Origin of the sequence: Flavobacterium flavipallidum (genome assembly GCF_038289905.1) — a bacterium.
Classification (GTDB): Bacteria; Bacteroidota; Bacteroidia; order Flavobacteriales; family Flavobacteriaceae; genus Flavobacterium; species Flavobacterium flavipallidum.
In genome coordinates, this window is the sequence record NZ_JBBYHU010000003.1 from 178,452 (window position 1) to 203,927 (window position 25,476).

A 25,476-nucleotide genomic window follows, 5' to 3' on the forward strand; every position below is an offset into this window, starting at 1 on the left:
GTGGTAAAAAATTAAATAATAATGGTTCTATTTCAAAACATAAAAAGCAATGTTGCAAAGGCGACAACTATTTTGTTGACTTGCGGAGCAATCCATTCTGCTGTTGCACAAAACGATACGGTACGATATGTTGGAAAAACACTTTCTAATATCGATTATCATCATGGGCAATTACGACCTGCTGTTGGAGTTCATGCTACGCAAATCATGCGTGCCAGCCGTGAACATCCTGAAAAAGCAGACGGTTTTGGCTGGACTTACAATCACCAGCCGATGATGGCTTATTGGAATAATACTTTTTATCTGCATTATCTGAGTGACCCATCGGGAGAACATATTCCGCCAAGTCAAACGCTGATTATGACTTCAAAAGATGGAAATTCCTGGACTAAGCCTAAGGTGATTTTCCCTATTTACCGCATTCCTGACGGATGGAAAAAAGAAGGTGTGGAAGGAGTCGCTAAAAATTTGGATGCCATCATGCACCAGCGTATGGGATTTTATACTTCTTCGGATAAAAAATTATATGCTTTAGGATATTATGGCATCGCCATGGATGAAAAAGACGATCCGAATGACGGAAAAGGAATCGGTCGTGTGATTCGTGAGATCAAGAAAGACGGAAGTTTTGGTCCTATTTATTTCATTCGATACAATAAAACCTGGGATAAATCTAAATCGGCATTTCCATTTTATACGCAGTCAAATGACAAATATTTGAAAAAAGCCTGCGCCGAAATCCTTTCTAAACCACTGGTTTTACAACAATGGGTGGAAGAAGCCGATCGCGATGACGAATTGATTCCGTTGCAAAAACCGTATAAAGCTTTTAGTTATTACCATTTGCCAAATGGAAACGTAGTAGGTTTATGGAAACACGCTTTAACTTCGGTGAGTAAAGATGGCGGGAAAACCTGGGGATATACACCTTTACGCGCACCAGGATTTGTAAACAGTAATGCTAAAATTTGGGGACAAAAAACATCGGATAATCGTTATGCTACCTTGTATAATCCGTCAGAATACCGTTGGCCATTAGCTATTTCGACTTCAAATGATGGATTAAACTATACCGATTTATTGTTGGTTCATGGAGAAATCAGCCCGATGCGTTACGGAGGAAACTACAAATCGGCTGGTCCGCAATATGTTCGTGGAATTACCGAAGATAACGGAACACCGCCTGATGGAAAAATTTGGGTAGGTTATAGCGTGAACAAAGAAGACATTTGGGTGGCTTCAATTCCGGTTCCGGTGACTTCAGTTGTAAAAGAAAATGTAAACGATGTTTTCAATAATTTGCCTAATGGCGAAGAATTGAAGATGTGGAATACCTATGATCTTTCCTGGGCTTCGGCTAAAATAGAAAAGAAAGCCGATGGCGTAAAATGGCTGACTTTAAGAGATCATGATTTATTTGATTATTCCCGTGTGGAGCGAGTGATTCCTTTTGCACAAAAAATGGAAGCTACGTTTACAGTAAAACCGGAACAAAATAATCACGGTGTATTACAAGTTGAATTTCAAAATCGTCAAGGACTTCCTGCGGTACGATTGGTATTTGATTCGAATGGAGAAATAACGGCAAAAAATGGTGCCCGCTCTGGCGGTGTTGCTAAATATGAAGCTGGAAAAGAATATACCGTTACGGTTAAGTTAGATGTAAAAACACGTTCTTACACAGTAAAAGTAAATGATGGTAAAGAATCAACACGTATTTTTTATGCTCCGGTTGATGGTTTTGAACGCATCATGTTCCGTACAGGTGAACAACGTTATACTCCAAATCCGGATACAGCGCCTGATACAGAAGATTATGATGATTTAAAAAACACAGGAATGGAAATCCCGGAGGCTGTTTTTAATATTAAATCATTGGTTACAAAAAAGTTATAGTTTTTTACCATTAAGAAATTAAGGAAATTTAGCTGAATGCTTAATGATGCTTAATGATGCTTAATATCTTAATGGTTTAATTAAAAATTTACAAAGTGAATATTTCAAAAAACATAATATTTTTCTTTTGTCTTTTAGTGAGTTTCATTTCAAATGGACAAGTTAAAGTCAATAATTTAAGCTGTAATGCTGCTGTCAATCCTTTGGCGATAAGTATTGAAAAACCTGTTTTTAGTTGGAAAATAACTTCAAAAGGATTTAATATTTCACAAACTGCTTATCAGCTATTGGTAGCTTCTTCTGAAGAAAAACTGAAAAAAAACAATGGCGATATCTGGAACAGCGGAAAAGTAATTTCATCTAAAAATCTGCAAATTGCCTTCGGCGGAACTCCCTTAAAGAACGAAACGAAATATTTTTGGAAAGTCAAAGTCTGGAATCAGGATGGAGTAGTTTCAGGATGGAGCAGTCCGGCTTCTTTTAGAATAGCACCTTCGGTGAAAGATTTAAATCCTATTTGGATTGGGGCGATTACTAAAGCTGACAGTCATTTGCCGGAAGGCCGAAATTACCACACAGCCACTTTCAACAGACAGAAGAAAGACGCTTTAATCAATGCTGCTGATTCGTTGTCGCGTAGAAGTATTATGCTTCGCAAACCTTTTGAAGTAAAAAAAGAAATCAAAGAAGCTGTCGTTTACATTTCCGGTTTGGGACATTATGAACTGACGATTAACGCAAAGAAAATTGGCAACAGCGAGTTTGCACCTTTATGGACAGATTACGACAAAACGGTTAATTTCAATACCTACGAATTAAACGCTTCGCAATTTCAAAAAGGTGAAAACGTAATTGGAGTTTTGTTAGGTAACGGAATGTACAATACACTTGCTGAACGCTATTCGAAGTTTTATGTGAGTTTTGGACCGCCGACTTTATTTTTCAAAATGAAAGTGATTTATAAAGATGGTTCTTCGGCTATTATAAAATCCGATGAAAGCTGGAAATACAGCAAAAGCCCGATTACTTTCAACAGCATTTTTGGAGGCGAAGATTACAACGCTAATTTGGAACAAAAGGGTTGGAATAACAAAGGTTTCAATGATTCCAATTGGAAAAAAGTGGTTGTTCAGGAAGCTCCAAAAGGAATTTTGAAAGCTCAGGCGACTTCACCAATTATTGTTCAAAAACAATATGAGGTTAAGGAAGCAAAAGAACTGAAACCTAACTTTTATATTTTTAATATGGGGCAAAATCTTTCCGGTTTTCCAACTATTAAAGTGAAAGGGAAAAAAGGACAAACGGTTCGTGTTTGGGTGGGCGAAAGCCTGAATGAAGACGGAACTGTGGGTCAGGGAAAAACAGGGAAGCCGTATTATTATGATTACACTTTAAAAGGCGAAGGCATCGAAGAATGGCGACCTAATTTTAGTTATTATGGTTATCAATACGTTCAGATTGAGAACATCAATTACAAAGAAGATAAGAACAAAAATCTGCCAACATTGGTTGATTTGAAATCAAATTTCATTTACAATTCATCAGGTGAAGCGGGAACTTTTGAATGTTCTAATGATATTTTCAACAAAACCCATTGGCTGATTAATAATGCTATAAAAAGTAATTTTCAAAGTGTTTTCACCGATTGTCCGCAACGTGAGAAATTGGGGTGGATTGAGGAAATTCACTTAAACGGGCCAGGATTGTTTTTTAATTACAATCTGGAAAGTTTTATTCCTGCTACAATGCAGAATATTTCCGATTCACAACGTGACAATGGTTTAATTCCAACGATTGTTCCTGAATATGTTGTCTTTGGAGGTGATTTTACCGATTCACCTGAATGGGGTGTGACGGGAGTGATTTTGCCTTGGATGTATTACGAATATTATGGCGATGCTTCATTGTTGGAGAACTATTATCCCGTAATGAAAAACTATGTGGATTATTTAGGCACAAAAGCCACAGGCCATATCGTGTCACACGGATTGGGCGATTGGTATGATTACGGGACACACGCAGCGGGGTATTCTAAAAATAGTCCGATTGCACTTTCGGCGACAAGCCATTATTTCTATGGAGCAAGTTTGGTAGCCAAAGCTGCTAAACTACTGAATAAAACAGAAGATATTGCGAAATATGAAACCCTGACTTCGGATATTAAAAAGGCATTTAACCATAAATTTTTTAATGCCGAAACCAAACAATACGGAACGGGAAGTCAGTTTAGCAATGCTGTTCCGTTGTTTTTGAACATGGTTGCTCCGGAAGATAAGCAGGCGGTGTTAGACAATTTGGTTAACGACATAAAAGCCAGAAATTACAGATTGACTACAGGAGACGTGGGGAATCGTTATTTATTTCAGGTTTTGGCTGATAATGGTTTGAATGAGGTGATGTATAAAATGAACAATCATTATGATGCACCGGGATATGGTTTCCAGATTAAATTTGGTTTGACCACTTTGACAGAACAATGGGATCCGAGAAAAGGAAATTCATGGAATCATTTTATGATGGGACAAATTGAGGAATGGTTTTATAAAAGTCTGGTAGGGATTGTTCCGGATGTTGAAAATCCGGGATTCAAACATTTCTTTATCCAACCGGAGTTGGTAGGCGATATGACTTTTGCGAAAGCAGATTACCAATCGATTTATGGAAAAATTGCTTCGTCTTGGGAAAAGAAAGATGGAAGATTAATCCTGAAAGTCGAAATTCCGGCTAATACCACGGCAACAATAAAAATGCCGGTAAAAAAGAACGCTGTTATCAAAATAAATGGAAAAATACTAAGCGATTCTAAAAATGTTCTGAAAGTTTTGGATAATGAAGACAAACCTTCATTTATCTTAGGTTCAGGTATATATGTGTTAGAGTGTGCTTTGTAAATGAAAATAAAATGATAAATTTAAGGATGAAACGGAATCAAATGAAAGGGTTGTTGCTGATGGTGTTTTTGTTTTTGGCTGTGCCAAAAATGGAAGCGCAAACCTCTGATAATAATTATCGTGGGACTATTTCAAAGACCGTCCAAAAGATTGAGTCCATTTTTAAGGTAACTATCAAAGACAAAGATGGTTTGCTTAAAGATAAGGAACTGGATTATACCGATTGGAGAATCCGTCAGGGGAATTTAGAAGTTTCATTGACAGCGGTTTTGGCTCCTTTTGAGTTGACTTATTTCAAAGAAAACGATTCTACATATGTGATTCGAAAATTTGAATATGCCAGAAGATCGGCAGCTGTGGGCAAAGAACGTTTGGAATATTTGGCTGATTTGTATCCTAATCTAAATGCCTGGGAAACCAGAAAAGCCGATTTGAAACAATGTATTATCAGTTCGATTGGTTTAGACAAAGCTCCGGCAATGCCAAAGACAAAACCAATTTTGACTTCAAAAAGAATTTATAAAGATTACAGTGTAGAAAATATTGGATTGGAAATCATACCGGGAGTTTATGCTACGGGTTCCATTTACAAACCCTATCCGTTAAAAGGAAAAGCGCCTGTGGTGATTACGCCTAATGGGCATTTCGGGGATGGAAGGTATCGAAAAGACCAGCAATTGCGTTGCGCTGTTTTGGCTAAAATGGGAGCGGTTGTAGTTGATTTTGATTTGTTTGCCTGGGGCGAATCTACTTTACAGTTTGATGCCACTTTGCATAGAAACAGCATTGCTCAAACCATTCAGGTTTTAAGTGCCGAGCGATTATTAGATTACATGCTTTCGCAAAAGTATATTGATAAGAACAGAGTGGGAGTTACCGGTGGTTCCGGTGGCGGTTCGATGACGATGTTTTTGGCTGCGATTGATGACAGGATAACAGTTTCGGTTCCGGTGGTGATGACTTCTTCTCATTTTGTGGGTGGTTGTCCATGCGAAAGCGGTCGTGGTTTACATCTTTGTGGCAACGGAACGAATAATGCTGAAATTGCAGCAATGGCAGCTCCAAAACCACAACTAATTGTTTCTGACGGTGGCGACTGGACCAGTACCGTACCCGAATTGGAATTTCCGTTTATTCAAAAAACCTATGGTTTGTATGGAAAGGAAAATTTAGTTGAAAATGCTCATTTTCCTAAAGAAGGGCATAATTATGGAGAGTCTAAACGTATGGCGATGTATCCTTTTATGGCAAAGTATTTAGGTTTGGATTTGAAAAAAGTGCAAAATGAAAAAGCCGAAATTGACGAATCGACTTGTGTGATTGAGCTTTATGAAAAGATGTTTGTTTTTGGAGCTAAAGGTGAAAATTTACCTAAAAATGCTTTGAAAGATATCAATCAATTATATGCTCTTTTTGGAGAGAAGAATCTGAAAGTTTCTGAAGATAAAAAATAAATTTTTGCCACAGATTAAAATGATTATCACAGATTAAGTAAAGTGATTATTGGAAAATCCTTTTAATCTTTCTAATCTGTGGCTAAAAAAAATAACTATATGAAGTTAAAAAATAAAATACAACAAATTGGTGTTGGGATTCTAATCGTTTTAGGAAGCCACAATATTTTAGCACAAACTAAAAACAATTTAAAATTGTGGTACAATAAACCATCTGCTATCTGGAACGAAGCTTTGCCATTGGGTAATGGTCGTTTGGGAGCGATGGTTTTTGGCGACCCTTCAGTTGAGCGTTTGCAATTGAATGAAGAAACCATTTGGGCGGGTTCTCCTAATACCAATGCGCATGATAAATCGATTAAGGCTTTGCCAATTGTTCGAAAATTAATTTTCGAAGGAAAATACAAAGAAGCGCAGGATTTGGCAACCCGTGATATCATGTCGCAAACCAATGATGGTATGCCGTATCAGACTTTTGGGAGCGTGTACATTTCGTTTAACGGCCATAACGAGTACAAAAATTATTACCGTGATTTAGATATTGCTAATGCAACAGCTTCCGTTCAATATGAAGTAGATGGTGTTACTTATAAAAGGGAAGTATTGACCGCTTTTGCCGATCAGGTGATTGCAGTAAAGTTATCGGCAAGCAAAGCCGGGAAGATTACTTGTAATGTGATGATGAACAGCCCGATTGATAAAACCATTTCTTTCTCGGATGAGAACGAAATAGTAATGACCGGAACGGGAACTAATTTTGAAGGTGTAAAAGGAAAAGTAAAATTTGAAGGTCGATTGGCAGTTCAAAATAAAGGCGGAAAAGTAACTTCAAAAAACGGAGTTATAAGTATCAATGGCGCAGATGAAGCTACTTTGTACATTTCGATAGGAACAAATTTTGTAGATTATCAAACTTTAGATGAAAACCAATCTGCAAAATGCAAATCGTATTTAGCCGCCGCTTTGCCAAAATCATATGAAACCATCAAAAAAAATCATGTGTCATTTTATCAAAAATATTTTGATAGGGTGAGTTTGGACTTAGGAACTAACGAAAATGTAAAGAAAACTACCGATGAACGAATTCGTGATTTTGCTAAAGTATTCGATCCGCAACTGGCAGCCATGTATTTTCAGTTTGGTCGTTATTTGTTGATTTCGTCTTCGCAACCGGGTGGGCAACCAGCAAATTTGCAAGGGATTTGGAACGATATGGTTTCGCCACCCTGGGATAGTAAATATACGATGAACATTAATGCCGAAATGAATTATTGGCCGGCTGAGCTTACCAATCTTTCCGAAATGCACGAGCCTTTTATCCAAATGGCAAAAGAATTGAGTGTTACCGGTGCCGAAACAGCCAAAACAATGTACAATGCCCGCGGTTGGGTTTTGCATCATAATACTGATATTTGGCGAATTACCGGGCCTGTAGATCAGGCAGCTTCAGGAATGTGGCCAACTGGTGGCGCCTGGGTTTGTCAGGATTTGTGGGAACGTTATTTGTACACTGGTGATAAAAAATACCTAGCTGAGATTTATCCAATTATGAAAGGTGCAGCGCAGTTCTTTTTAGACTTTATGGTTGTCGACCCGAATACCAATTATTTGGTGGTAGTGCCTTCAGCTTCGCCAGAAAATGTACATGCCGGGGAAGATGGAAAATCAACTATTGCTTCGGGAACGACAATGGACAATCAGTTATTATTTGATTTGTTTACCAATGTAATTAAGGCTACTAAAATCCTTTCGGAAGATATCGCTTTTGCAAATGAAGTAAAAGTAGCTTTGGCTAAAATGCCTCCAATGAAAGTGGGAAAACACAATCAGTTACAGGAATGGCAAGAAGATTGGGATAATCCAAAAGACAATCACCGTCACGTTTCGCATTTGTACGGCTTGTTTCCAAGTAATCAGATTTCGCCAATTAAAACTCCCGAATTATTTGAAGCAGCTAAGCAATCGTTGATTTATAGAACCGACGAATCAACCGGATGGTCGATGGGTTGGAAAGTGAATTTATGGGCTCGTTTATTAGACGGAAATCACGCCTACAAATTGATTCAGGATCAATTGCATTTGGTCACTCCTGAACAACGAAAAGGTGGCGGAACTTATCCGAATATGTTGGACGCACACCAGCCATTTCAGATTGATGGGAATTTTGGTTGCACCGCCGGAATTGCCGAAATGCTGATGCAATCTCAGGAGGGTGCGATTCATTTATTGCCAGCTTTGCCAACCGTTTGGAAAAACGGCTCGATAAAAGGATTAGTTGCCAGAGGAGGATTTGTAATTGATATGGAATGGAAAAATAATAAAGTTTCGACTTTGAAAGTGTATTCAAAATTAGGAGGAAACTGCCGATTGAAATTAGAAAACACATTAAAAGCAGACAAAGGAATTGCGCTTAAAAAAGCAAAAGGTAAAAACCCGAATCCGTTGTTTTATGAGGTGGAAGTGAAAAAACCAATAATTTCTAAAGAAGCAAAATTGCCTAAAGTGCAGTTGCCAAAGTACAATGAATACGATATTGTCATGAAAGCTGGTGAAACCTATACATTTTACGGGAATTAATAATTCAACAGAATATTCCCCTCCATTGGAGGGGTGCCCGAAGGGTGGGGTGGGAAAAAACACCCCGGCTTTCAGCCACCCCTCTTGAAAAGAGGGGAATAATAAAAAAATAAATTAAAATGTTTACAAATTTTAAATACAAAATAATCGCTTTTATAGTTTTGATTGCTTCATTAAGCAGCTGTAAATCGGGTGCGGGATACTCCTCAAAAGGAAAAGGAGCTGTGTTGAAAGCCGATAATTTCAAACATTATGTGGATTATTTCAATACGATGGAAGACGAGAATCTGAAATTTGCGATTCCAAATGACAGTGCGTGGGCTTGGATGGAAAAGAATATTCCGTTGTTCGAATGTCCTCAGCAGAATTTTGAAGAAATCTATTATTATCGTTGGTGGACGGCTCGAAAACACATCAAGAAAACGCCGCTTGGTTTCGGGATTACCGAGTTTTTGGTCGATCGTTCCTATGCGGATAAATACAATTTGATTGCTTGCGCTGTTGGGCATCATATCAATGAATTTCGCTGGGTTCACGATCCAAAATACATTGAGCAGGATGTGAAAATCTGGTACCGTGGCAATGATGGAAAACCGATGAACAAATTGTATAAATTCAGCAGTTGGACAGCTGATGCTTTGTACAATCGTTATTTGGTGAATAAGGATAAAAAATTCTTATTGGATATGTATCCGGATATGGTGACCGATTATGCGGTTTGGGAAAAAGACCGTCAGCGCAAGGATGGTTTGTTCTGGCAGCATGATGTAAAGGACGGAATGGAAGAATCCTTGAGTGGCGGACGTAAAGTACAAAATGCCCGCCCGACGATCAACAGTTATATGTTCGGTAACGCGATGGCGATTGCAAAAATGGCCGCAATGAAAGGCGATAAGGAAGCGGAGACCAAATTCAAAGCCAAAGCCGATGTATTGCAACAATTGGTAGAAACCAAATTATGGAATCCGAAAAGCGAATTTTTTGAAACGTTTACAGAGAAAGACACTTTAGCTCAGGTTAGAGAAGCCATTGGATTTATTCCGTGGTATTTTAATTTGCCAGAGCAAAATAAAGGTTTTGAAAAAGCCTGGGAACAGATCAAGGACGAAAAAGGATTTTCGGCACCTTTTGGTTTGACAACTGCCGAGAGAAGAAGTCCGCGTTTCAGGACTCATGGAACCGGAACCTGCGAATGGGACGGAGCGATCTGGCCTTTTGCCACTTCACAGACGTTGACGGCTTTGGCCAATGTGTTGAACAATTATGAACAGAAGTTTGTTGGCAAAACCGATTATTTCAAACAGATGAATTTGTATGTTGAATCGCAATATTACCGTGGGCGACCTTATATTGGAGAGTATCTGGACGAAACGACAGGCTATTGGTTAATGGGCGACAGAGAGCGAAGCCGTTATTACAACCATTCGACTTTTAACGATTTGATGATTACAGGATTGGTGGGTTTACGCCCAAGAGCGGATGAGAAAATTGAAGTTAATCCGTTGATTCCACAAGAAAAATGGGATTGGTTCTGTCTGGATAATGTGTTATATCACGGAAATATTATTACGATTCTTTGGGACAAAACCGGAGAAAAATATGGTAAGGGAAAAGGTTTCAGAATTTTTAAAAATGGAAAAGAGGTTGCCGCTTCTGAGAGATTAGAAAAATTAGTGGCGGAGTGAAACTGTAAATATTTAAATGCAGATTCGGTGTCAGTTCGAGCGCAGTCGAGAACTAGTAGGGCATCTCGACTGCGCTCGATGTGACAAAAATGAGATTAAAAGAATCTGTCTAAATCTGCGAAAACTGCGTGAAATAAAATAAAACTTATGAAAAAAATAATTCTACATACATTCCTTCTTATTGCATCACTCTGTTTTTCTTTGGCGCAAGCCCAAAATAAAATTAGTGTCACAAATTTGCAATGCGAAATGCTTAACAATCCGGAAGGAATTGATGTTTTGCAACCGCGTTTGAGCTGGCAAATAAAAGCAGATGTGAATGATGTTAAGCAAACGGCTTATCAAATTTTGGTGGCTTCGACTTTAGAAAATCTAAATTCTAATAAAGCTGATTTGTGGGATAGCGGAAAAGTAACAAGCAACGAATCGGTCAATGTTATTTACAACGGAAAAAAACTAAAAGACAGAGATAATGCCTTTTGGAAAGTAATCGTTTTTACAAATAAAGGAGAAATAAAATCGGCTACAACTGCCCATTTCAGCATTGGGATTTTAACTTATGCCGACTGGAAATCGACACGCTGGATTGGTTATGAAAAATTGTCGAAAGATGATAGCATTTCTCAATATTCGAAATTATCAGCCCGTTATTTAAGAAAAGAAATTGATGTAAAAAAGCAGGTCAAAAATGCTAAAGTTTACATCATGGGAATGGGTTTGTATGAGTTGTATATCAACGGGAATAAAATTGGCGATCAGGTATTGGCTCCCGTTCCGACGGATTATACCAAAAACGTAAAATACAATGTTTTTGATGTGACTTCGCAATTGAAGGAAGGCAAAAATATGCTGGGAACGATTTTAGGAAACGGACGTTTTTTTGCAATGCGTCAGGATTACAAACCGTATAAAATCAAATCATTTGGTTTGCCTAAAATGGCTTTGCAATTATTTGTCGAATATACTGATGGAACAAAAGATGTAATTAGAACAGACGATACCTGGAAATTAACTACCAACGGACCAATTTTATCGAACAACGAATACGACGGTGAAGAATACGATGCCCGTAAGGAAATGGAGGGTTGGAATACGATTAATTTTGATGATTCATCTTGGGTAAATGCCAGATATGTGCAGGAACCGGGTGGTTTTTACGAAGCGCAGATGACGCCGAATATGAAAATCAAAGGTGAAGTAAAACCGATTTCAATCAAAGCGACTGCAAAAGGAACTTATATTCTCGATATGGGTCAGAATATGGTGGGCTGGTTGCAATTGAAAGTGAAAGGAAAAAGTGGCGATCAGGTTACCATGAAATTTGCCGAATCCCTACAGGCAGACGGTTCGTTGTACATCGCCAATTTGCGTGATGCTAAAACGACTGATGTCTATACCTTGAAAGGTGAAGGAGAAGAAATATGGGAACCGCGTTTTATATTTCACGGTTTCCGTTTTGTAGAAATTTCGGGTTTTCCAACGAAACCAACAGTCGATAATTTTGTTGGGAAAGTGGTGTATGACGATATGAAGACGACGGGAACTTTCGAATCTTCGAATGCGACGATGAATCAAATTTTCAAGAATGCGCAATGGGGAATCAGCGGGAATTACAAAGGAATGCCTATTGATTGTCCGCAACGTAACGAGCGCCAGCCTTGGTTGGGAGACCGAACTACGGGTGCTTATGGTGAAAGTTTTCTATTTGATAATCAAACGCTGTACGCAAAATGGCTGGATGATATCAAATATTCGCAAACACAAGATGGTGGATTGCCCGATGTGGCACCGGCTTTCTGGCGTTATTACGGTGACAATGTGACCTGGCCGGGAACCTACATCACGGTGGGTGATATGTTGTACCAACAATTTGGCGATGCGGAAGTGATTATAAAACAATACCCTACCATGAAAAAATGGATGTTGTACATGGAGGAAAATTATCTGGAAAATGATTTAATGGACAAGGATAAATACGGTGATTGGTGCGTTCCGCCGGAATCATTGGAATTAATCCGTTCCAAAGATCCAGCCCGTATGACGGATGGTCAATTGTTGTCGAGTGCATTTTATTACCAGCTTTTGAATATCATGAAAAAGTTTGCTGTAATCTCAAATGCTAATGCTGATATAGCGCATTATGATGATTTGGCAACCCGAATCAAGAAAGCTTTCAATGCCAAATTTTTAAATACGGACAAAAACTATTACGCCAATAATACGGTAACTGCAAATGTGTTGCCTTTGGCTTTTGGGATGGTTCCTGAAAATCTAAAAGACAAAGTCTTTCAAAGTATGGTGCACGAAGTCGAGGTAACCAAGCAAGGGCATATCAGCACAGGAGTTATCGGAACGCAGTTTTTGATGCGAACGCTGACGAATTTTGGAAGAGGAGATTTAGCTTATAAACTGGCTTCCAATAAAACCTATCCAAGTTGGGGTTTCATGGTCGAAAACGGTGCAACAACCATTTGGGAATTATGGAACGGAAACACCGCTGATCCATCGATGAATTCGCAAAACCACGTGATGCTTTTGGGTGATTTGATGATTTGGTACTACGAAAATATGGCGGGAATCAAGAGTAATCCTGAAACTCCGGGTTTCAAACAAATTATTATGAAACCGGATTTCAATGCAGGATTGACTTTTGTGAATGCTTCATACGAGTCCATTCATGGGTTAATAAAAAGCAATTGGAAAAAGGATAAGAAAGGTTTGGAATGGAAAATTAGTATTCCGGCAAATACTTCGGCTTTAGTGTATTTACCAACCGCAGATTCTAAACAGATTACAGTAAATAAAACAAAATTGGAGAAGGCCTCGATTACATTTAAAGCAGAAGGAGACCAACAAGTTTTAAGTTTACAATCAGGAGATTATTCGATAAGTTTAAAGTAAAAAGATAATTATATAATTAAATAAAAATGAGAGGATTTAAAATAGCATTACTGCTGGTAGGACTAATAACATTAGGAAGTTGCGGTGTTTCTTTAAAAAATAAGACTTGGAAAGAAGGCATCTTAGTAGATGAATTTATTTATGAAAAAGCCCCTTATCCGTCCTGTCATGCGGTAACAATTGTGGAGGCAACCAATGGTGATTTAGTAGCTTCCTGGTTTGGAGGAACGCATGAAAGGCATCCGGATGTATGTATTTATGTAGCTCGTAAACCAAAAGGAAGCGATAAATGGACGGAAGGAATTCAGGTGGCTGACGGAGTTATGAAAGATGGACCAAGATTACCAACCTGGAATCCGGTTCTCTACCAAATTCCAGGTGGTGATTTGATGTTATTCTATAAAATTGGACCAAAGCCATCAGAATGGTGGGGAATGCTAAGAAGGTCTAAGGATGGTGGAAAAACATGGTCGGAAGCTGAAAAAATGCCTGACGGATTCTTAGGACCAATCAAAAACAAACCGGTTTTATTAAGTAACGGAACATTATTGCTTCCATCAAGTATTGAAGGTGACGGATGGAGACTTCGTATGGAATCAACTCCTGATTTTGGTAAAACATGGGTGATGGGAGATACTTTACCAAGAGGGAAACAAAAAATCAATGCGATTCAGCCAAGTATTTTGTTCCATAAAGACGGAAGTATTCAGGCGATTGGAAGAACCAGAAACAGAGCTGTTTTTAGTACATTTTCTAAAGACAACGGAAAAACTTGGTCAGATTTAGAGTTAATTGGATTGCCGCAAAATAATTCAGGAACTGATGCGGTGACTTTGAAAAACGGAAAACACCTACTAGTTTACAATCACGTTTTGCCTCCGGGAACGGAAGCTAAAGGACCAAGAACACCATTGAACGTTTCAATTTCTAATGACGGAATCAATTGGAAAGCCGCTTTGGTTTTAGAAGATTCAAAAATCAGTCAATATTCGTATCCATCGATGATTCAAAGTTCAGACGGCATGGTGCATGTGGTTTATACCTGGAGAAGAGAAAGATTGAAATATGTGAAAATTGATCCAACTAAATTAAAATCAATTCGCATTAAGAACGGAATCTGGCCTGGACAAGAAGGTGTGGAAGTGAAAGCGGTTAAGGCGGAAGAAGAATAAGAATTTAAATAGAACCATTAAGGAGTTAAGAAAATTAAGCAAGGAACTTAATAAACTTTATTTCTTATTGGTAAAAAAGAAATTATGAACGTATTGAATTTTAAAAAGAACTTATTTGTTGTAATGTTTTTGTTACTAGCAGGAACATGCAATAATTTGGTTTTTGGACAAGCCAAAAAGAATCGAAAATACAAAGTTGCGGTATGCGATTGGATGATTCTAAAAAGACAAAAATTAGGTTCGTTCGAATTAGCAAGCCAACTCAAAGCTGACGGAATCGAATTAGACATGGGCGGTTTAGGAAATCGTGAAACTTTTGACAGCAAACTGGCTAATCCTGTTGAGGTGAAAAAATTCAAGGATAAGTCTAAGGAATTCAATGTAGGGATTTCGTCTATTGCCATGTCAGGTTTCTACGGACAATCTTTTGCAAAGCGTGAAACCGTAAAAAGAATGGTTCAGGATTGTATCGACGCTATGAAAACCATGAATGTAAAAGTGGCTTATTTGCCATTGGGAAATCAATGTGATCTGAGAAAAAATCCCGAATTACGTCCTGTTATTATCGAACGTTTGCGTTGGGCAGGAAAACAGGTGGCTAAAATAGGTGGTGTTATCGCTGTTGAAACGACTCTGGACGCCGCTGCCGAAAAAGCATTTTTAAAGGAAATTGGATGCAAACGCATTAAGAGTTCGTTTAATTTTTCGAATGCTATTGAAAATAAAAAAGATATCGCTAGCGAACTTAGTATTTTAGGTAAAAAACATTTGGCTCAAATTCATGCTTCCAACACCGATGGTTTTTGGTTGCAAAATGACAAAAAGATAAACATGCCTAAAATCAAAGCCGCTTTAGATAAGATGAACTGGAAAGGCTGGCTGATTGTGGAACGCTCTCGTGACACTACAGATGTACATAATGTAAAAGGGAATTACGGGGCAAATGTGGCGTATTTGAAGAAAATTTTTCAGAATTAAATTATTTAGCCACAGATTTTAAAGATTAAAAGGATTTCTATAATCTGTGAAAATCTTTTAAATCTGTGGCAAAAAATCAAGATTATAATTTGTGCTAATTTACTTCGTCAGTTCGCTGTCGCTCGGGTGTGCAATTTGTGGTCAAAAAATAAAAAATACAATGAAATATATAAGTTTACTTTTTTTAAGTTTTTACGTCTCTTTTGCAACGGCGCAAAGCCTTACGATTGTTCGTGATGCCAATGCACCAAGAGCACAATTTGGTGCCGAAAAACTAGCTGAAGTGGCAAAAACAAAAGGATTCAAAGTCTTTTTTGCTGATAAAGCACCTAAAAAATCAAAAGACAAAGTAATTATCATTGGCGAAAAAGGAACTGATTTTTGGAAGCTAAACACCAAGAGCGCTAAGCTTGATGATAGTCAATTAACGAAGAAGGAAGGTTTCCAAATCAGCTCTGAAAAAAATACTATTTTTATTGAAGGTGTTGATGCTTCGGGTGTTTTGTATGGCGCCTTAGAATTGGCAGACCGCATTAATGAAGAAGGTAAAATTCCATCAGAAATTAATATTCAGGACAGTCCTGAAATGGTGCTTAGAGGGACTTGTATTGGTATGCAAAAAACGACTTATCTCGAAGGTCGTGGCGTTTATGAATATCCTTATACGCCTAAAAGTTTTCCGTGGTTTTATGACAAAGTACTTTGGATAAAATACTTGGACATGATGGTCGAAAACCGTTTGAATTCCCTGTATTTGTGGAACGGACATCCATTTGCTTCTTTGGTAAAACTAAAAGATTATCCGTTTGCCGTTGAAGTTAGCGATGAAGATTTTAAGAAGAATGAGGAAGTGTTCAAATTTCTTACCGAGGAAGCTAACAAAAGAGGGATCTGGGTGATTCAGATGTTTTATAACATTATTCTTTCGAAACCTTTTGCCGATCATTATAATCTAAAAACTCAGGAAAGAGAACGTGTGATTACACCGTTAATAGCTGATTATACTCAAAAATCAATCACTGCATTTATAGAAAAATATCCTAATGTGGGATTGTTAGTGTGTTTGGGTGAAGCAATGAATACGGTTGAAGACGATGTGAATTGGTTTACCAAAACGATTATTCCGGGAGTAAAAGACGGAATGAAAGCTTTAGGAAAAACTCAGGAACCACCAATTATTTTGCGTTCTCATGATACAGATGCTCCGGCAGTAATGGCTAAAGCTTTGCCTTTGTACAAGAATTTATATACCATGAGTAAGTACAACGGCGAGTCGTTAACAACCTATACTCCAGGCGGACCTTGGGGCGAAACACACAAACAACTGAGCTCTTTAGGTTCAATTCATATTGAGAATGTACATATTTTGGCCAATTTGGAGCCATTTAGATACGGTTCGCCTGATTTTATCCAAAAAACCGTAAAGGGAATGCACAGTATTCACGGTGCGAATGCACTGCATTTATATCCACAGGCATCCTATTGGGACTGGCCTTACTCGGCAGATAAAACCAAAACAGGTGAGCGTTTACTGGAAATGGATCGCGACTGGATTTGGTATAAAGCATGGGCAAGATATGCCTGGGATAGTCAAAGAGATCGCAATCAGGAAGTTGTTTATTGGGATAAGGAATTTGAAAAAAAGTACAGTACAGATGCTGCAGCCGGAAAGAATATTTTGGAAGCCTATGAGCAAATTGGCGAAATTGCACCTAAAACACTTCGAAAATTCGGAATTACCGAAGGAAACCGTCAAACTTTGTTGCTGGGAATGTTTGAAAGCCAATTGGTCAATCCGGCTAAATGGCGTGTCTATCCTGGATTTCATGAAAGCTGTGGCCCTCCGGGAGAATTGCTTCAGGAATATGCCAAAAAAGAATGGAATCATGAAGCACATTCGGGTGAAACACCACCACAATTGATCAGTGAAATTGTCCAACATGGAAAAATTGCAGTCGAGGCGATTGATAAAGCGGATCCATTTGTAACCAAGGAAAAAGAGGAATTCAATCGCTTGAAAAATGATGTCTATTGTTATAATGCCTTCGCCAATTGCTTTTCTGAAAAAGTCAAAGCAGCCATGTTAGTATTGCGTTTTGGTTATTCAAATGATATCAGTGATTTGGATAAAGCAGTTCCTCACTTGGAAAAAGCATTGAAATACTATGAAGAGTTGGTAAAACTGACTAAAGATTCGTATTGGTATGCCAATAGTATGCAAACAGCGCAACGTCGAATTCCTATTGGAGGCGATGATGGAAACAACAAAACCTGGGCGGAATTGTTGCCGCATTATGAGCGCGAATTGGCTAATTTAAAAAGAAATATCAGTCTTTTAAAAGATGCTAAAAACGGTAAAATTACTCAAAAAGCAGTTGTACCATGGAAAACAGCAAAAGTTACTGTATTGAGTCCAAAAGCAGCAATTTATGAAGTAAAAGAAGGTACAAAAGTATATGGAACTGACATTTCTGAATTGGTCAAAGTAGCTCCGGAACTAAAAAACTTAAAAGGAATTTCATTAGTGGAAGACCAGCAAAATACACAAGGGACAACTTTGAAATTCAAGAATGACAAGGCTGTAAAACTGGTGGTAGGTTATTTTAATTCCGACCAAAAACGCTTTTTGTTTCCGCCAAGTTTGGAAACCAATGCTGCCGGAAATGAAAGAGGAGAAGCTGAAGTAATTTTGGCGAATGCGATGAATTTGAAGGAATTGCCAAGGGTAAATATCCATACTTATAGTTTTGGCGCTGGAGAAAATCAATTAGTATTAGGCAAAGGCAGAGTGTTGATTCTTGGTTTTATTGATGCCAATCAAAAAATCGAGCCTCGTGATGTAGGTTACATTGGCAAAGATGAAAAAGAAGCAGTAGACTGGTTGTTTTATTAAAATGATTTATGATATGTCACACGGAGCCTGTCGAAGTGTGATATTTGAAATAATGAAAATATTCCAACTTCAATGAACTTATATGCCTTCTATGGTTTAAAAAAATGAAGAAATTACTATACATACTATTTTTAATTACTACTTTTTCGCGGGCACAATCCCGTGAAGAAATTTCACTGAATACCAATTGGAAAACCACATTGGAAGAAACCAATTCCAAAGAGAATTTCGTAAACGATAGGAATGCTGATGCCAATTGGAAATCGGTCGATGTTCCTCACAATTGGGATCAATATGAGGGCTTTCGCCAAATGAAACATGGCAATTTACATGGTACTGCTTGGTATTCGAAAAAACTGAAAATGGGCAAACAACAAAAAGGCAAACGTTATTTTCTTTTTTTTGAAGGCGTAAATAGTTATGCTACGGTGTGGCTAAACGGCAAAGAAGTAGGGCAACACAAAGGTGGACGAACAACTTTTACTTTGGATATTACGGATGCTTTGCGTTTCAATGCCGAAAATAAATTGCTTGTAAAAGCAGCTCATCCGGCTTTTATTGCTGATTTGCCTTGGGTTTGCGGTGGTTGTTCGGGAGAATGGGGATTTTCAGAAGGTTCACAACCGATGGGGATTTTCAGACCGGTCACTTTGGTGATTACAAACGAGGTTCGTGTGGCCCCTTTTGGTGTTCATATTTGGAACGATAAATCGGTGTCAAAAGAACAAGCAATTTTGCATACCACAACCGAAATTCAAAATTACAGTGCATCGGATAGAACGATTACGGTAATAAGTTCACTTTTGGATAAAAATGGAAAAGAAGTCGCTTCGGCCAGAGAATCATTTTTACTTTCGAAAGGAACTAAGAAGATTCCACAGACCTTACCACAGCTTCCAAATCCAATTTTATGGTCACCTGAAAATCCGTATTTGTACACACTTTCGACTACTATTTTGGAGAAAAATAAGGTTTTAGATAAGATTTCTACGCCTTATGGAATCCGTTGGATTTCCTGGCCAATAGACAGAGCAGGAGAGGATAAACGCTTCTTTATTAATGATCAGCCGGTTTTTATCAATGGGACTTGTGAATACGAACACCAATTAGGGCAAAGTCATGCTTTTTCAGATACGCAAATCAAAGCGCGAATTGAACAAATCAAAGCGGCAGGATTCAATTCTTTTAGAGAAGCGCATCAGCCGCATAATTTAAAATACCAGGAGTTGTTAGACGAAAGCGGTATTTTGTTTTGGAGTCAGTTTTCGGCTCATATTTGGTATGATACCCCTGAATTTAAAGAAAATTTCAAAACGCTTTTACGCGAATGGATCAAAGAACGACGCAATAATCCGTCGGTGGTTTTATGGGGATTACAAAACGAAAGCACGATTCCGAAGGAATTTGCCCAAGAATGCACGAAGATTATTCGCGAAATGGATCCTACAGCTGCTGAGCAACGTAAAGTAACCACTTGCAACGGCGGGGAAGGAACCGATTGGAATGTGGTGCAAAATTGGTCAGGAACTTATGGTGGCGATCCGTTTAATTATGATGTCGAAATGACTACCCAATTATTAAATGGTGAATACGGAGCCTGGCGCAGTATCGATTTGCATACCGAAGGGGAGTTTGACCAAAAAGGGATTTTGAGCGAAAACCGTTTTTCACAATTAATGGAAATCAAAGTTCGCGAAGCCGAATCGGTTAAAGATAAAATTGCAGGTCAGTACAATTGGTTATTTGCTTCGCATGAAAATCCGGGAAGAGAACAAAACGGCGAAGGATTCAGAGCAATCGATCAGGTTGGTCCGGTAAATTACAAAGGCTTGTTCAGTATTTGGGGTGAACCTTTGGATGCTTATTACATGTACCGCGCCAATTATGTTTCTAAAAAGACGAATCCTATGGTGTACATCGTTTCGCATAGCTGGCCTAATCGATGGGAATCTACTGGAGTCAAAAACGGAATTGATGTCTATTCCAATTGTGATGAGGTCGAATTATTCAATGATGTAAATAATCATTCGTTAGGGAAACTGAAAAATCCCGGAAAAGGACAACATTTTCAATGGAACACTGCGAATATTGCCTATAATGTTTTGTACGCAGTAGGTTATGTCAATGGTCAAAAAGTAGCTCAGGATTATGTGGTATTGAATAACTTGCCTAAATCTCCATATTTTGATTTGCTAAATTCTACAGAAGAAGTGGTTTCGGCAAAATCGAAATACAATTATATCTACCGTGTCAATTGTGGCGGCGATGATTTTGTTGATTCGAATGGGAATAGATGGTTGGCAGATGTTCACAAAACAGAAGCTAATACTTGGGGCTCGCTGTCCTGGACGGATGATTTTAAAAATCTGCCGGCTTATTTTGCCAGTCAGCGTTCAACTTCTGATTTGGTTGATGGCACTCAAAATGATGGGTTGTTTCAAAATTTCCGTTACGGAATGGATCAATTGAAATATGAATTTCCTGTTGCTGATGGCGAATATTTAGTTGATTTGTATTTCTCGGAGCCTTGGTACGGAACCGGCGGTGGTTTGAACTGCAAAGATTGGCGTGTTTTTGATGTGGCAATCAATGATGAGGTAGTCCTGAAAGATTTTGATATTTGGAGTGAAGTTGGTTTTGCCAAAGCAGTAAAGAAAACGTTTGTGGTAAAAAGCAAAAATGGAAAATTAGTGATTGATTTTCCAAAGGTAACTTCGGGTGAAGGAATTATTTCGGCCATTGCCATTGCTTCCAAAGACAAATCGTTGAAGGCAGCTGCGCCTTCGCCAAAGAATATTTTAGATGTAAGTTCAAATAATGCCTTTGAAATAGGGAGTTGGTTAAAACTAAATTCAAAACAATATCAGGATTCAGAGACCGTATTTACCCAATTACCCGCCAATTTATATACGGCAGATTATATTCGCTTTTCAAATGAAAATAATACTTCCGGTTCTTTTATTTCCAAAGAAGATGCGACTGTTTTGGTTTTAGTGGATTCTAACATAAAAACAGCGTTGCTTTGGCTTTCAGATTACAAAAAATCAGAAGCAACGGCCAAAAACAGTAATGGTGTTGTGTTTGCAATTTTCGAAAAAGAAGTAAAAAAAGGAGAGAAGGTTAGTTTTGGAAACAATAGGGAAAATGCAGCAATGTATTCGATCATGGTAATACCAACTTCTGATTTAGGGAAAGTGAAAGACGACCGACCAACATTAAAGCTGGAAGCTGAAACTGCAAAAATAAGTGGTGAGGGAATTGTAAAAGGTAATTTCAAGAGCAGTGACTATGTTGAATTTACGGCTAATACGCCAAATAGCATTGAATTTGAAGTAAATCCCGGCGTTGCCAATGTGTATTTGATGCGTTTTAGATACATGAACATGAATGCCGAACCGATTAAAGTAAAATTGATTATCGAAGATGCCTATGGCATTTTATTGCGAAATGACTGGATTGAATTTCCTGCTCCAACGGAGAAATGGAAGCTTTTAAATACCACTTCGGGTGGATATATTAATGCCGGAAAATATAAAATTCGAATTGAATCTGATAATATGAAAGGATTGCGTTTGGAGTCTTTTGAGTTTCAATAAACGTAACATAATGTGAATTTAAACCATATAAGTCATATAAGTTCATTAAAGAAAAATTTAGTAAAAACTTATATGGTCTTATATTTCTTATATGGTTATAAAAAAATAATATAATGATGAAAAGGAATAAAAGTTTTTTACAAAAAATAGGAACAGCGGCTGTTTTGTTTTTCCTGGTTGCTTGTGCAACAACGAAAAAAGAAAGCCGAATAGTTACTGATTTTAATCCCAATTGGAATTTTAAATTAGGTGATTATCCAGCAGCAATTCAGGCTGATTTTGATGCTAATGATTGGCGTGCGCTCGATTTGCCACACGATTGGAGTATCGAAGGGACTTTTAGCAAAGAGCATCCTACTAAACCGCAAGGAGGAGCTTTACCTGCAGGAATGGCTTGGTATCGCAAGTCATTTACTTTACCGGAATCAGCCAAAAATAAAAGTATTGCTATCGAATTTGATGGGGTGTTTTGCAATAGCGAAGTTTGGATTAACGGTCATTATTTAGGGAAACGTCCTTTTGGGTATATTTCGTTTTCTTATGATTTGACTCCTTATTTGAAATTTGGCAATCAAAAAAATGACATCGCTGTGAAAGTGGATAACGATGCTCAGCCGAGTTCAAGATGGTACACCGGTTCAGGGATTTACAGAAATGTACGATTGGTAACTACCGATAAAGTGCATGTGGCACAATGGGGGACTTATGTGACAACACCCGAAGTTTCAAAGGAAAAAGCAAAGGTGGTTTATGAGTTGAAAATTCAAAATGATGCAGCCATTTCTAAAAATGTAAAAGTGATTACAAATATTTTGGATGCCAATAATCGTTCGGTGGCACAATCAGAAAGTAGTGAAACGATTGCTCCTTTGTCCCGATTGATTAAAGAGCATACTTTGGAGGTTAAAAACCCAAAATTATGGGATACCAAAAATCCTAATATGTATAAAGTAGTAACCAAAATCTTCCATAACAAAACTTTAGTTGATGAATACGAAACGCCACTTGGATTTCGCTTTTTTGCATTTGATGCCGAAAAAGGATTTTCGTTAAATGGAGTTCCAACAAAAATTTACGGGGTTTGTCTGCATCATGATAACGGAGCACTGGGCGCTGTAGCCAATTATCATGCAATTAAAAGAAAGTTGGAAATCATGAAAGATATGGGAGCTAATGCTATCAGAACGGCTCATAATCCGCCTTCTTTGGAGTTGTTGCAATTGTGTGATGAAATGGGTTTGATTGTGCAGGATGAGGTTTTTGACGTTTGGAAAAAGAAAAAAGTGTCGAATGATTACAACAAATATTTTGACGAATGGCACAAACGTGATTTGGAAGATTTTATCAAGCGCGACCGCAACCATCCATCGGTGATGATGTGGAGTATTGGAAACGAAATCAGAGAACAATTTGACAGCACGGGAGTTTCCATTACGAGAGAATTGGCACAAATTGTAAAATCATTAGACAAAACCAGACCGGTAACTTCAGCTTTGACTGAGAACGAGCCACAGAAGAATTTTATTTATCAATCAGGTGCTTTGGATCTTTTAGGTTTTAACTACAAACATGCTGATTACGCAACCTTTCCAGAGCGTTTTAAAGGACAAAAAATTGTTGCTTCCGAGAGTGTTTCGGCTTATGCAACCCGCGGACATTATGATATGCCAACAGATGAAATTCGATTTTGGCCAAAAAAATACGGAGAAACTTTTCCAGGAAATCCTGATTTAACGGTTACGGCTTATGATAACATTGCTTCTTATTGGGGAACAACGCACGAAGAAAACTGGAAAGCGGCTAAAAAATATGATTTTATAGCTGGAACTTTTGTATGGACCGGATTTGATTACATCGGTGAGCCGGATCCGTATCCTTATCCTGCCCGTAGTTCGTATTTTGGAATTGTCGATTTGGCGGGTTTCCCGAAAGATGTGTATTATATGTACCAAAGCGAATGGAGCGATAAAACAGTCTTACATTTGTTACCACATTGGAACTGGAAAGCGGGACAATTAATTGATGTATGGGCCTATTATAATAATGCAGATGAAGTGGAATTATTCCTTAACGGAAAATCATTAGGTTCGAAAGCTAAAAAAGGAGACGAATTGCATATTGCCTGGAAAGTCCCTTTTGAAGCGGGAACTTTAAAAGCGGTTTCTAAAAAAGCGGGGAAAGTGGTCAAAGAAACAGAAATTCTTACAGCGGGCGAAGCTGCTAAAATCAATTTACAAGCCGATAAATCAACGATTAAAAATGACGGATATGATTTGGCTTACGTTACCGTTACGTTACAGGATAAAGACGGAAACGCACTGCCAACAGCCGATAACCTAATTAATTTTAAAGTTTCAGGCGGCGCTAAAATTGTTGGAGTGGATAATGGCTACCAAGCCAGTTTAGAGCCTTTTAAAGCCGATTACCGCAAATTGTACAATGGAAAATGCTTAGTGATTTTAAAATCGAATAAAAAAGCAGAAAACATAACATTGGAAGCTACCACAGCAGGGAATATTAGTTTGGGAACTGTGAATATTAAAGTGGAATAATGTTTTCCAATTTACTTAGTTTTAAAAGCACGGATTTAGGTTCGTGCTTTTTTTGTTTTAGTTCTGAAAAAGTAATATTGTTATTTGGGTTATTGAGATAATGAAAAACAATATTAATGGAATTTTATTTTTAATTGATGGTGAATTAATATTTAATTTTAAATCTAAAGCTTCAATCATAAATTGGAAAAAAGTTAGAATGATATTCAGGAATAGATAATTAATGAAGACACTTAAACTTAAAGATAAAAGCATAATATAAGTCTCTTTAGAAATTAGTTCTTTTGAAATAAAGAAGTAATTGTAAATTTTTGATATTAAAATAATTGAAATTATAAATAGTATTATATTCTTTAATTTTAAAAAACTAAAACGATCGTTTGATAATAATTTGAAAATTATAAAGTTAAGGGTTGAAAAAAATATAATATTAAAATAAAGCATTTTAGTTTTGTTAAATGGTAATGATTTAAACAAATATAGTTAAATCGTTGTAAGATTATATTTTAAAATTGAACTCGAACAAGGTTATTTCTCGTGCTTTTTTTGTTTTAAGGGATTAATTATTTTTTAGTGGGTTTGTTAGTTGGATTCCGCCAAGTATTAAAAACAGCATAAACAATTACTTTTCTGTCTTCAATTTCGAAAATAATTAAATAAGGGAAATCTTTTATAAAAACTTCTCGGTATGGATTTCTTTTAATTTGATAATGTTCAGGGTAGTTTTGAATGCGATTCATGTAATTTTCCAAAGTATCAAGGCATATTCATAATACCTCAATCTATTGTTTTTCATAAAAATAGGTATTATATTAGAAGAAACAAACCCCGAAATTGCTCAAAAGGAGTCAAAAACGGGGTTTTCTTTTATAGTGTGATGC

General features: G+C 37.6%; 12 protein-coding genes. 11 read left to right on the plus strand and 1 reads right to left on the minus strand.

Annotation, left to right across the window (positions count from 1 at the left end; genetic code table 11):
- The first annotated feature begins 21 nt into the window (after positions 1-21).
- The 11 genes from AAEO59_RS02965 (at position 22) to galB (ending at position 24,595) form a co-directional block, all read left to right on the plus strand.
- Complete coding sequence (locus tag AAEO59_RS02965) at positions 22-1,896, plus strand: six-hairpin glycosidase (protein ID WP_341699263.1); 1,875 nt, start codon at positions 22-24, stop codon at positions 1,894-1,896.
- Positions 1,897-1,991: 95 nt separating this feature from the next.
- Complete coding sequence (locus tag AAEO59_RS02970; protein ID WP_341699264.1) at positions 1,992-4,787, plus strand: glycoside hydrolase family 78 protein; 2,796 nt, start codon at positions 1,992-1,994, stop codon at positions 4,785-4,787.
- Positions 4,788-4,813: 26 nt separating this feature from the next.
- Entirely contained in the window at positions 4,814-6,241 is a 1,428-nt protein-coding gene (locus AAEO59_RS02975; protein ID WP_341699265.1) for a prolyl oligopeptidase family serine peptidase, read from the plus strand.
- A 99-nt stretch (positions 6,242-6,340) separates the two neighbouring features.
- A complete protein-coding gene (locus AAEO59_RS02980) occupies positions 6,341-8,818 on the plus strand; it encodes a glycoside hydrolase family 95 protein (RefSeq protein WP_341699266.1) in 2,478 nt (825 codons plus the stop codon).
- A 119-nt stretch (positions 8,819-8,937) separates the two neighbouring features.
- Positions 8,938-10,503 carry an MGH1-like glycoside hydrolase domain-containing protein gene (locus AAEO59_RS02985; RefSeq protein ID WP_341699267.1) on the plus strand — a complete coding sequence of 522 codons (1,566 nt, stop codon included), beginning with the start codon at positions 8,938-8,940 and terminating at the stop codon, positions 10,501-10,503.
- Positions 10,504-10,650: 147 nt separating this feature from the next.
- Positions 10,651-13,404, plus strand: coding sequence for a glycoside hydrolase family 78 protein (locus AAEO59_RS02990; RefSeq protein WP_341699268.1), 2,754 nt, complete (start codon positions 10,651-10,653; stop codon positions 13,402-13,404).
- A gap of 26 nt (positions 13,405-13,430) precedes the next feature.
- Complete coding sequence (locus AAEO59_RS02995; protein WP_341699269.1) at positions 13,431-14,576, plus strand: sialidase family protein; 1,146 nt, start codon at positions 13,431-13,433, stop codon at positions 14,574-14,576.
- A gap of 84 nt (positions 14,577-14,660) precedes the next feature.
- Positions 14,661-15,554 (plus strand): sugar phosphate isomerase/epimerase family protein, encoded by an 894-nt coding sequence (locus AAEO59_RS03000; protein ID WP_341699270.1) that lies wholly within the window; start codon positions 14,661-14,663, stop codon positions 15,552-15,554.
- Positions 15,555-15,714: 160 nt separating this feature from the next.
- Positions 15,715-18,447 carry an alpha-d-galacturonidase gene (locus AAEO59_RS03005; RefSeq protein WP_341699271.1) on the plus strand — a complete coding sequence of 911 codons (2,733 nt, stop codon included), beginning with the start codon at positions 15,715-15,717 and terminating at the stop codon, positions 18,445-18,447.
- 104 nt (positions 18,448-18,551) lie between these two features.
- Positions 18,552-22,043 (plus strand): malectin domain-containing carbohydrate-binding protein, encoded by a 3,492-nt coding sequence (locus AAEO59_RS03010; protein WP_341699272.1) that lies wholly within the window; start codon positions 18,552-18,554, stop codon positions 22,041-22,043.
- A 116-nt stretch (positions 22,044-22,159) separates the two neighbouring features.
- Positions 22,160-24,595, plus strand: coding sequence for a beta-galactosidase GalB (gene galB / locus AAEO59_RS03015; protein ID WP_341699273.1), 2,436 nt, complete (start codon positions 22,160-22,162; stop codon positions 24,593-24,595).
- Positions 24,596-25,158: 563 nt separating this feature from the next.
- Here the strand turns inward: galB and AAEO59_RS03020 are convergent.
- Positions 25,159-25,347, minus strand: coding sequence for a hypothetical protein (locus AAEO59_RS03020; RefSeq protein WP_341699274.1), 189 nt, complete (start codon positions 25,345-25,347; stop codon positions 25,159-25,161).
- Positions 25,348-25,476: the final 129 nt, after the last annotated feature.

Bases quoted from the DNA above. Each gene is read 5' to 3' on its own strand.
- AAEO59_RS02965 (WP_341699263.1), top strand. From the start codon at position 22: ATGGTTCTATTTCAAAACATAAAAAGCAATGTTGCAAAGGCGACAACT.
- AAEO59_RS02975 (WP_341699265.1), top strand. From the start codon at position 4,814: ATGAAACGGAATCAAATGAAAGGGTTGTTGCTGATGGTGTTTTTGTTT.
- AAEO59_RS02980 (WP_341699266.1), top strand. From the start codon at position 6,341: ATGAAGTTAAAAAATAAAATACAACAAATTGGTGTTGGGATTCTAATC.
- AAEO59_RS02985 (WP_341699267.1), top strand. From the start codon at position 8,938: ATGTTTACAAATTTTAAATACAAAATAATCGCTTTTATAGTTTTGATT.
- AAEO59_RS02990 (WP_341699268.1), top strand. From the start codon at position 10,651: ATGAAAAAAATAATTCTACATACATTCCTTCTTATTGCATCACTCTGT.
- AAEO59_RS02995 (WP_341699269.1), top strand. From the start codon at position 13,431: ATGAGAGGATTTAAAATAGCATTACTGCTGGTAGGACTAATAACATTA.
- AAEO59_RS03000 (WP_341699270.1), top strand. From the start codon at position 14,661: ATGAACGTATTGAATTTTAAAAAGAACTTATTTGTTGTAATGTTTTTG.
- AAEO59_RS03005 (WP_341699271.1), top strand. From the start codon at position 15,715: ATGAAATATATAAGTTTACTTTTTTTAAGTTTTTACGTCTCTTTTGCA.
- AAEO59_RS03010 (WP_341699272.1), top strand. From the start codon at position 18,552: ATGAAGAAATTACTATACATACTATTTTTAATTACTACTTTTTCGCGG.
- galB (WP_341699273.1), top strand. From the start codon at position 22,160: ATGAAAAGGAATAAAAGTTTTTTACAAAAAATAGGAACAGCGGCTGTT.